8 protein-coding genes and 1 tRNA gene are annotated in these 10,003 nt (G+C 66.4%); 4 read left to right on the top strand and 5 right to left on the bottom strand.

Annotated elements, in window-relative coordinates:
• Positions 1-1,200 (top strand): thiamine pyrophosphate-dependent enzyme (locus tag D3I60_RS09525; RefSeq protein WP_262775905.1); only part of this gene is annotated, 1,200 nt, incomplete at its 5' end.
• 116 nt (positions 1,201-1,316) lie between these two features.
• Positions 1,317-2,582, top strand: coding sequence for a M20 family metallo-hydrolase (locus D3I60_RS09520; RefSeq protein WP_262775904.1), 1,266 nt, complete (start codon positions 1,317-1,319; stop codon positions 2,580-2,582).
• Between the two features lie 27 nt (positions 2,583-2,609).
• Here D3I60_RS09520 and D3I60_RS09515 read toward each other — a convergent pair whose 3' ends face one another.
• Positions 2,610-3,203, bottom strand: coding sequence for a hypothetical protein (locus D3I60_RS09515; protein ID WP_262775902.1), 594 nt, complete (start codon positions 3,201-3,203; stop codon positions 2,610-2,612).
• Positions 3,204-3,594: 391 nt separating this feature from the next.
• Between D3I60_RS09515 and D3I60_RS09510 the strand changes: the two genes are divergently transcribed.
• The gene (locus D3I60_RS09510) at positions 3,595-4,473 is read left to right on the top strand and encodes a hypothetical protein (protein ID WP_262775901.1); all 879 of its coding nucleotides are present in this window, start codon (positions 3,595-3,597) and stop codon (positions 4,471-4,473) included.
• A gap of 1 nt (position 4,474) precedes the next feature.
• A complete protein-coding gene (locus tag D3I60_RS09505; RefSeq protein WP_262775900.1) occupies positions 4,475-4,816 on the top strand; it encodes a cupin in 342 nt (113 codons plus the stop codon).
• 14 nt (positions 4,817-4,830) lie between these two features.
• On the opposite strand, the gene D3I60_RS09500 is transcribed toward D3I60_RS09505, so the two are convergent.
• The 4 genes from D3I60_RS09500 to D3I60_RS09485 form a co-directional block, all read right to left on the bottom strand.
• A complete protein-coding gene (locus D3I60_RS09500) occupies positions 4,831-6,207 on the bottom strand; it encodes an NAD-dependent succinate-semialdehyde dehydrogenase (RefSeq protein ID WP_262775899.1) in 1,377 nt (458 codons plus the stop codon).
• Positions 6,208-6,543: 336 nt separating this feature from the next.
• Positions 6,544-8,481, bottom strand: a complete 1,938-nt coding sequence (gene selB, locus D3I60_RS09495) for a selenocysteine-specific translation elongation factor (protein ID WP_262775898.1) — start codon at positions 8,479-8,481, stop codon at positions 6,544-6,546.
• A complete protein-coding gene (selA, locus tag D3I60_RS09490) occupies positions 8,474-9,805 on the bottom strand; it encodes an L-seryl-tRNA(Sec) selenium transferase (protein WP_262775897.1) in 1,332 nt (443 codons plus the stop codon). Before selA ends, selB begins: the two co-directional genes overlap by 8 nt.
• A 63-nt stretch (positions 9,806-9,868) precedes the next feature.
• Positions 9,869-9,963, bottom strand: a tRNA-Sec gene (locus D3I60_RS09485).
• Between the last annotated feature and the right edge of the window lie 40 nt (positions 9,964-10,003).

Below are 10,003 nucleotides of genomic sequence, written 5' to 3'. Positions count from 1 at the left end.
GCCCCCGCCGTCATCGATGGCTTGGCTTCGCGGATCGCTGCGGCCCAGCGTCCCGCATTCGTGCTCGGCGGGGATGGGTGGCACAACGGCTGCGGAGCCGAGCTGGCCGGGCTGGCCACCTCGGCGGGGGTGCCGATCTTCTGCGATTGGCGCGCTTATGATGCGATTCCGCATTCCTCGCCGGCGTGGGCGGGTTGGCTCGGCTACGGTCGCGCCGATGCTGTGGCGGCCGGTTTCGCCGAGGCGGACCTCGTCGTCTTCGTCGGCTGCACCCGCTCCGACGTCGCCAGCGACGGCTACACGATCGGCTTCGACGCCGAGACCGTTCTCGTCTCCCTCGATATGGAGGCCACCCAGCACGCAGGGCGCATCGATGAGCACATCATCGCCTCCCCGGACTCCTTCACTCGTGCCCTGACCAGGACCGATGCCGCTGATGCTCGGAATGCGAGCCAGCTGCGCGGTGACCGGACGGATGAGTGGATGCAGGGACGCGCGGACGCGCAGTCCCGGTTCGCCGCTCACCGCCCCGACGCCGAGGCGGCACCGGAGAATCCGGGCCGTGCCGGGGTCGATCTCGGGGTGGCGTTCGGGATTCTCGATGACCGCCTCGGCGGAGATGCGATCCTCACCTACGGGGCGGGCAATGCGACGATCTGGGGGCACCGGTTCATCCGGCATGAGCGCCCGTCCAGCCTCGTCGGAGCCCGCAACGGGGCGATGGGTCTCGCCGTTCCCGCCGCGGTGGCCGCTTCTCTGGCGTACCCGGAGCGGCGTGCGGTCGCGGTCTGCGGCGATGGTGATTTCCTCATGAACGGCCAGGAGATCGCCACGGCCTTCGCCCACGGCGGATCACCGCTCATCATCGTCGTCGACAACGGGGTGTACGGCACGATCGTGTCTCACCAGGAGAATCACTATCCGGGACGTCCCTCGGGCACGCGCATGGTCAACCCGAACTTCGCGGCGTGGATGTCGGCATTCGATCTCAGCAGCTCCGGGGCCGCCTCGGCGAGCAAAGCGTCCATGAACGGCGACGGGGCCTCCGCATCCGAGCTGACCGGCCACGGGGACCGCGTCGAAACGACCGAGGAATTCGGGCCGGCGCTCGACAAAGCGCTTGCCCACGACGGGCCCGCGCTCATCCATGTGCTCATCGACCCGGCGACGATGCCGCCGGCCGCCGACGAAACCGCCTGATCCATCCTGGGTGCCCGCCCTGCACCACCGACCTGATATCGGCACCGCCGGCGCCGCACCCCTCCACCCAGCAGTCGCGAACCACCCGCCCGCGACACTTCTCGAAAGGACCCGCTATGACCGTTTCACCCTCTCTGATCAGCGCTGATCGCGAGGCCGAGTTCCTCGCCGATTGGGCCGTGCATTCACGTTTCGGTGCGGTTGAGGGCACGAACGGGGTGGACCGGCAGGCGGCGAGCGCCGCCGATGGACAGCAGCGGAAATGGTTCGAAGAGCTGCTCATCAAGCACGGTTTCAGCGTCCACCGGGACGCGATCGGCAATCAGTTCGGGCTCCTCGAGCTCGTGCCTGGTGCCCCCTACGTGCTCACGGGTTCGCACATGGATTCCCAGCCGACCGCCGGCCGGTTCGATGGGGCCTACGGAGTGATGTCCTCGGCACATGCGTGCTTCGCCGTCGCCGATGAGCTGCGGGCGGACCCGTCGCAGGCGAAGTTCAACCTCGCCGTGGTCAATTGGTTCAACGAAGAGGGGTCCCGGTTCAAGCCCTCGATGATGGGTTCCAATGTCTTCACCGGCAAGGCCGAACTCGCAGCGGCTCTGACCACCCGTGATGCTGCGGGGACCACCGTCGTCGAGGCGCTCGACGCGATCGGTGAGCGCGGTGACTTCACCGCGCCCGAGATCGCCTCCTATGCGGAGATCCACGTTCAGCAGGGCCGCAGCATGGAAGAGGAAGGGGTGACGATCGGGCTGGTCAATGCCACCTGGGCGGCGCACAAGTACGAGTTCAAGGTGACCGGCGCACAGGCGCACAGCGGATCGACGCTCATGTCGGACCGGCAGGATGCCCTGCTCGGTGCGGCGCGGCTCGTTGTGGCCGCGCGTGAGCTCGTCGACGACTTCGAGCCCGGTTCCCTGCACACCGCGTGCGGGCAGCTCACCGTCTATCCGAATTCGCCGGTCGTCGTCGCCAGCGAAGTCAGCCTGCTGCTCGACCTGCGCTCTCCCAGCGCCGAGGTGATCTCCGCCGCCCATGAGAAGCTCATGGGCACGATCTCCCAGGTCAGCGAGGACGACCGCGTCGAGATCGAGATCGTCGCCGAGCACAGCTGGGACCAGAACCCGTACTCCGAGGACGGGGTCGAGCTGGCACGCACTGTGGCCGAGGACTTGGGACTCACCTCGGCGAAGGTCATGACCGTGGCCGGGCACGATTCGACGAATATGAAGGACGAGGTGCCCACCGTCATGCTCTTCGTTCCCAGCGTCGACGGGGTCTCCCACAGCCTGCAGGAGTTCACGAAGGACGAGGATCTCGTCTCGGGCCTCCATCACCTCACCGAGGTGGTTCGCCGGCTTGCCGCAGGCGCACTGACCTGAGGGCGGCGGCTCGGCTAGGAGGTCGGGTCAGTCGATGGACTTCGCGTCCTGGTTGTCGTCGACGAGCTTCTCTGCCAGCGGCTCCCACTTGTCATAGGCGTCGGGATAGGCCGAGCGCTGCACTTCCTGTGCGGCGTCACCGGGATCGATGCTCTCCCAGTTGTCGATCTGGGTCAGTCCGGGGTTCGCAGTTCCGGAGTCGACCCCGTAGAAGGCCTTGGATGCGTAGACGGTGTCTGTGACTTCGTCGACCGATCCCCAGTTCATCGAGGGACGCTGCTGGAAGGCACCGGCGGAGTCGCGGTCGCCGCCGTCGAGGTCGTTGAGACTCGACTCCTGCAGCGCGGTCATCACTGCGATCTTCTGGGCCTGCTTCGACAGGTCCGCGCCCTTGCCGACGCCGATGATCGTGCGCGCATTGTCGATCTGCTCCTCGCTCAGCTCATCGGGATCGTCGATCCCTCCGGTCGAGCCGGCGTTTGCCGGGGCTCCTTCACCCTCCTGGCTGACGCCTCCGGAGATCGGGCCGGCCGAGGCCGAGGTCGCCGTTGCCAGGGAGACTCCCCCTGCGAGGACGGCGGCGGACAGTGCAGTCAGCGCAAGTGTGCGCGCACGTTTCATCTGTTCTCACTTTCTCTTGATCGGGTCCTCGACCCGGTCGGCGACTCCTGGTGCGCGGCCTCTGTGTCGAGTTCTGCGGCATTTGCTCTGTGGTCGGCACAGAAACACCAGTGCAGAAGGTGCCGTGGAATCGCCCCACACAACACTGACGGACCGACCGGCTCCGTTCAATGCAGAGAGACTTCGAGGTGGCTTACTCTCGCCGCAACGAATCGTCACGGATCCGTGTGCATGCGATCTGAGTTCGTTGAGCGCCCTGCGGCCACCAGCGGCGCTCTCACCCGCTCGTGACCGGGGTCTCGATCCGCTCGTCGGGTCGTTTGCAGGCCTATGCCAGGGAAATTTCAGGCGCTCGCACGCCCGAATCGCCGCCCCACCGTATGCTGGTTCCATGCCGCCGACCCTCCCCTCGGACGCAGCCCGAGCCACCCGATCGTATCTGCGGGCCGCCGATCGCCTGCTGCCCGGAGGCATGATCGCCTGCGCCGTCGGGGGCTCACTCGCCCTCCGCTGCTACCGCCCGGGCCGCAGTGACATCGACCTCGTCGCCGTCATCGCAGACGAGTGGGCGACGCAGCCTGATCTCATCCGCCGCCTGCGCCTGCTCCATCTCTCGCAGATTCCGCGTCTGGCCCTGCGCGCACTCTGCGGCAAGGGCTTGAGCGCATGCTGCAACACCGTGTTCATCAGAGAGTCCGAGGTCAGTCGACCCGTAGGCGCGATTTCGCCGATCGCTTCGCATGTCGGCGAGATCTTCGAGGCCGGGGCCGGCTTCGACGTCAATCCCGTCGTATGGAAGGAACTCGAAGACGGCGGCATCACTATTCGAGGTCGGCCCATCGACAGATGGGGCCTCGACCCGGAGCCGGACTCGCTGCGACGCTGGGTCCGTTCGAATCTGCGCACGTACTGGGCGACCTTGGCCGATCAGCTGCGCGCCGGGTCTCGGTCGTCCACCTCGGTTCTCCCGGTCCAGGGAGGACTCTCGAACGGACAGGTCGAGTGGTGTGTGCTCGGCCCCGCACGTATGCACCACACTCTCATGACCGGGAATATCATCGGCAAGGAGCGTGCTGGACTCCACATGCTCGAATCATTTCCCCACCATTCTCCTATCACCGAGGTAGCCCTGGCCAAGGTCCGCGGAGAGCGGATCCCGTCCTCGCCCTCACGTCACGAACGGCGAGCGCTGACCGCCTCGGCGATGGCCGATGTCCTCGCAGCAGCTCTCGAGTATCGTGGGTCACACTTCGACAACCCTGAGGACTGACGTGGCTGACCTGAATGAACTGACCGAAACCCACATGGGACTTGCGCGCAGAAGTGAGAATGGGCGCAGCGCCGAACTCGTTGCCCACGACGGCGAACTGCGCCAGACAGTGATCGCCCTGGCAGATGGTGTTCGACTTCCCGCTCACAACTCGCCTCCTGCGGCGAGCATCCAGGTGCTGGCCGGAAGCATTCGGGTCGAACTCGGTGAGGAGGTGCAGGGGGAGTTCGGAGCCGGCGAACTGTGGACCCTCACCCATGAGCGTCACTCGGTGCTTGCCCTGGAAGACTGCGCATTCCTGCTTACCACAGTGACCAGTGTGGACAAGCCCTCCTTTTCCTGACAGCTGCGGACGCCCTATTTCGCGATGAAGTGGAGGCGCTTGTTGACGAACTCACCCATCCCGATCGGCCCCATCTCACGACCGAAACCAGACCGCTTCACTCCACCGAACGGCAACTCAGCAGCCTCCGCAGCAATCGTGTTCACATGCGTCATCCCCACCTCAAGACGAGACGCCACACGATCAGCACGCCCCTCATCGTCAGAGAACACCGACCCACCCAAACCGAGGGCACAATCATTGGCCAACTCGAGAGCCTCCTCGTCACTGGAGACCTTGAACACAGTGGCCACCGGGCCGAAGATCTCCTCACCATACGACTCCGAGCCCCGAGGCACATCAACGAGCACCGTCGGTGCATAATACGCCGCCGGACCCTCACCCAGCTCACCACCGATCAGCACCCGAGCACCTTCAGCAACGGCTTTCCTCACCTGCGCGTCAACGGTCTTCGCAGCAGCACGGCTCGATAGAGGCACATACTCACCCTCACCCAGATTCATCGGATCCCCCGGAGTGAGTCCGGTGCCGAGTTTCACGAGTTCCGCAACGAAGTCGTCATAGATGTCATCCATGACGATCAGCCGCTTGTTCGAGTTGCACACCTGCCCGGCGTTATACGTCCGAAACTCCCACGCCTCACGCGCCACCGCGGCCACATCGTCGGCGTCGAGAACAACCATCGGATCGATCCCACCAAGTTCCAACACCGCCTTCTTCAGATTCTGACCCGCCTGGGCACCGATGATCGCACCCGCCCGCTCCGACCCGGTCAGAGAGACTCCCTGAACCCGGGGGTCGGCAATGATCGAGGCGATCTGATCATGAGTGGCAAACAGGTGGGAGTACCCGCCTGCGGGGACACCGGCGGCACGGAAGATCTCCTCGATCAACAACGCCGACCGCCCACAGATATCGGCATGCTTGAGCATGATCGTATTGCCCAGCACCAGATTCGGGGCCGCGAACCGGGCGACCTGGTAGTAGGGGAAGTTCCACGGCATCACACCCAGCAGAGCACCGACCGGCAGGGATTCGATCCGAGCGGTGCCGGGGATGGTCGACGGGATCTGATAATCCGTGGCCAGACTGGGACCGTGGACGCCGTAGTAGTCGATGATGTCGGCGGCGAACTCGACCTCGTCAACGGACTCGGCATACGACTTGCCCATCTCCACCGAGATCGTCCTGGCGAGTTCGTCCTTGCGTTCATGGAAGATCTCCGCAGCCCTGCGCACAATCGACGCCCGCTTCTGAATGTCCGTGTCTTTCCAAGTCAGGTAGGTGGCGTGGGCGGCAGTGACGGTGGCTTCGATCTCGGCATTCGTTGCCTCGGGGAAGGTCTCGACGATTTCGCCGGTGGCGGGATTCTCAACACGATAGTTCGACATGATTGCTCCTTCGCAGTCTCGGGTCGGAATCGCGATTGCGCGACCGGAGACGGTCAATGGTGAGGATTTCGGGGTGCGGTCGGTGTTGCTGACAGTGCTGCGCACCCGGGTATGGGGAACGTGAGGCGATGAATGGCGTCGCTGCGGCCCCATCACCGCAGTCAGTTATCACCCATACCATCGACGGAGGCGCCCGAATCGGCGCGAACGATCATTTCGACTTGATCGTAGTACAGATCACGAAGATTCGCCGAAGCGGTCACTCAGCTTCCGCGGGCATCGATCCGTCATCGATCCGCCGGCGAGGCGGCTCGTCCGTTGGCGCCGCGGCCGTGCTCAGCGCACGACTTCGCGGTGTGTGGTGTCGAGTCGGCGCGTCCATCCCCGGCCATCGAGGTGTTCGAGCAGAGGGATGACGACGCGTCGGGTCGTCCCCAGCGCTTGCCTCGCCTGGCTCGTGGTGAAGGGTTGGTCGAGACCGGCGAGGATCCGCATCGCCTGCGCCGGGGTGCGCGGGGACACGATGATGCCGTCGCCGAGGCGCAGGATCCGTCCCGCCTTCTCGGCGACCGCGAGCTCCCGCACTCCGAGGCCGAGTTCGCGCAGGTCATCGGCTTCCGGTGCGGCGAACGGGTCGGCTGCGAGTCGATGTTCGATCTCGGCGATACCGGCTTCTGCCTCGCCGAGGCCGGCGATATGCCCTGGAGGGCGGACGATTCCGTCGACGGCTTCGAGCCCGGCTCGGGAGATGATCTCGCCCAGCAGTGTCCGAGTCGCTGTGCCCGTGCTTTCGGGAAGGGGGTGGGTCGACGGAGTCTTCCCGTTCGGCGAGGCATCGTCTTTGGGCTCTCCGGGCCGTCTGCGACCAGTTCCCGAGGTCCGGCGCAGTGCCTCGGCAACGGCCTTGACCGGCACTCCTGCCGCCATCGGTGAGGCGGTGAGTTCGTGGCTGACCAGGGATTTCGCCGCCTCGACCCAGGTGGTCAGCGCCGGCGAGTGGACGAGCCAGCCGCCCATGTCTTCGACCTCGGCCGGCAGGGAGTCGTCGACGGGGATCTGCAGGCCGAACCGGGTGAGGACGGAGCGTTCGACGGCCCCGCGGCGGGCCACCTCGGCGAGGAGATCGCCTTCGCTGGGACGCTCGGCGAGCAGTTGTGCGCGTCTGGCGCCGTCGCCTCGCCGGGTCAGTTCGGGCGGGTCGACGTCGAGGACGAGGAGGCCGGCGAAGACGTTGCGGCTGCCCGGTGCGCGCAGCACGATCCGGTCGCTGACCTGCAGGGGAAGCGGTCGGTCGAGGGTGAGTCGGGCATGATCGGCGGCGAAGGATCGCAGTCTTGCGGGCACGGCGGCGGTGCCGATATGGGCCATGAGTTCGTGGATTCCGGAATCGAGGGCCTCACCCATGGTGCGGCGCACGTCGATCGTGTCGACGATCGGCCAGGCCTCTGGGGTGAGCAGGGCGTCGCCGCGGTGGAGATCGTCGGCGGGGACGTCGCGGAGGTTGACGGCCACGCGGGCCTGCGGGACCACCTCGGTGGTGGTGGAGTTCCGGGACTGGAGGCCGCGCACGCCCACGGTCCGGTCGATGGTATCCCCGCGCAGTTCGACGGTATCGCCGGTGGTCAGGGTGCCTGCGGTGAGGGTTCCGGTCACAACAGTGCCGGCTCCCTTGATGGTGAACGCGCGGTCGATCCACAGACGCACCCTCCCCGAGGCGGACGGGGCCTCGGCTGTGGCCGTGACCTCGTCGAGGACGCTGATGAGTTCGGGCAGGCCCTCCCCGGTCGTGGCCGAGACCGTGACGATCGGGGCCGCTTCGAGTGTCGTACCACGCAGTTGGGCGCTGACCTGCGCCTTTGTGGTTTCAACGGAGTCAGGGGCGAGGTCGGCGCGGGTGACGACGACGAGGCCGTGAGTGATGCCCAGCGCATTGATCGCGTCGCGGTGGTCACTCGATTGGGCCTGCCACCCCTTGTCGGCGGCGATGACGAAGCAGGCGATGGGTGCGGGACCGAGTCCGGCGAGCATGTTCGCAAGGAACTTCTCGTGCCCCGGAACGTCGACGAAGGCGAGCTCCCGCCCCGAGGGCAGGGTCGTCCAAGCGAACCCGAGGTCGATCGTCAGTCCGCGTTTCTTCTCTTCGGCCCAACGGTCGGGTTCCATCCCGGTCAGGGCACCCACCAGCGTCGACTTCCCGTGGTCGACATGCCCGGCGGTGGCGATGACGAAGGTGCCGGGTGCGGCCGCATCGGCGGTCCGGGGCGTTTCAGTCATCGTCACCGACGCGGACGGATGTCACTCTGTCGATGGCATCGGCGACGCGCTGGTCGTCGGTTTCGGGCACGCAGCGCAGGTCGATGAGGCATCGTCCCTGGTGGACGCGGGCGACGATCGAGGGGTCCGCGAGGCGCAGCGGTTCGGCGCAGTCTTCAGGCAGTTCGACGGCCCAGCCGGGCAGGGGCACTCCGGGAGCTCCCCCGCCGCCGACTCGGCCGTCATGTTCGACGACCGTGGCGCCGACCGCCTCGGCGAGGGTTTCGGTGCGTTTCCGCAGGTGATCTGCGTCGATGTGGAGGGCGTCGTGGATCGGGTTCGTCGCGTCGGTGATCGTGGCTTCGAGGGCGGCGAGGGTGAGTTTGTCCGTGCGCAGCGCTCTGGCCAAAGGGTGCTTGGCCAGTGTCTGCACCGCTTCGGTGCGGCCGAGGATGAGTCCGGCCTGCGGGCCGCCCAAGAGCTTGTCTCCGGAGACGATGACGAGGTCGGCGCCGGCGCGCAGCGCTGTGTCGATGTCCGGTTCGTCGGGCAGGGCCGGGTCGGGGGTGAAGAGTCCGGAGCCGAGGTCGACCATGAGCGGGAGGCCGTGCTCGTCCGCGAGTGTGCGCAGATCCGCCACGTCGACGGAGGAGGTGAATCCTTCGACGCGGAAGTTGCTCGTATGCACCTTGAGCAGGCTCGATGTGTTCGGGCCGATCGCTTCCGCGTAGTCGGTCAGGTGGGTGCGGTTCGTCGTGCCGACCTCGCGCAGCCGTGAGCCGGTCGTCGTCATGAGGTCGGTGAGACGGAACCCGGCGCCGATTTCGATGAGTTCGCCGCGGCTGATGATGATCTCGCCGGAACCTGCACCGCGACCGCGCAGCGCAGTGACAGCCAGCAGCAGGGCGGCGGCACCGTTGTTGACGACGAGGGCATCCTCGGCGGTCGGGCAGGCCCGCAGCAGGGCGGCTTTCGCTCCGGTCCCCCGCTTGCTGCGTTTGCCGGTGCCGAGGTCCATTTCGACGTCGACGTAACCGGCCGCCTCGACGACTGCCTGTGTCGCCGCAGCTGAGAGCGGCGCCCGCCCGAGGTTCGTGTGGACGAGGATGCCGGTGGCGTTGAGCACCGGAATCAGAGAGGAGGCCGAACGGGAACCGAGCTTGGAGGTGATGGTGGGGACCACCTCGGCGACGGGGACCTCGCCGTTTCGGGCTGCGGTCTGCACTTCGGAGATGATGGCCTTGATGGTTGCCTGATTGACGTGCTCGCCTGCGGCGATGACCTCCGGAAGGGCGAGGAGATGATCCGTTCGCGGAATGGATCGACGCGGGTCGGGCTCGACCATCTGACCTCCTCCTCGGTGCAGAATCACGGCGGTGACACCCGGTCGGCGGGACCGCGGGACGCTTGGCGGAGGCGGACGGGAATCGAACCCGCCAGACCGAGATACTCGGTCTCACTGGTTTTGAAGACCAGGGCGCCCACCAGGACACGGACGCCTCCACCAGTCATCCTATCGCGGGACGACAGGTGCTCTCAGCGC

It is taken from the genome of Brevibacterium permense, assembly GCF_025506275.1.
Classification (GTDB): Bacteria; Actinomycetota; Actinomycetes; order Actinomycetales; family Brevibacteriaceae; genus Brevibacterium; species Brevibacterium permense_A.
The sequence above is the reverse complement of the archived record's forward strand: the minus strand, read 5'-3'. Positions and strand labels throughout refer to the sequence as shown.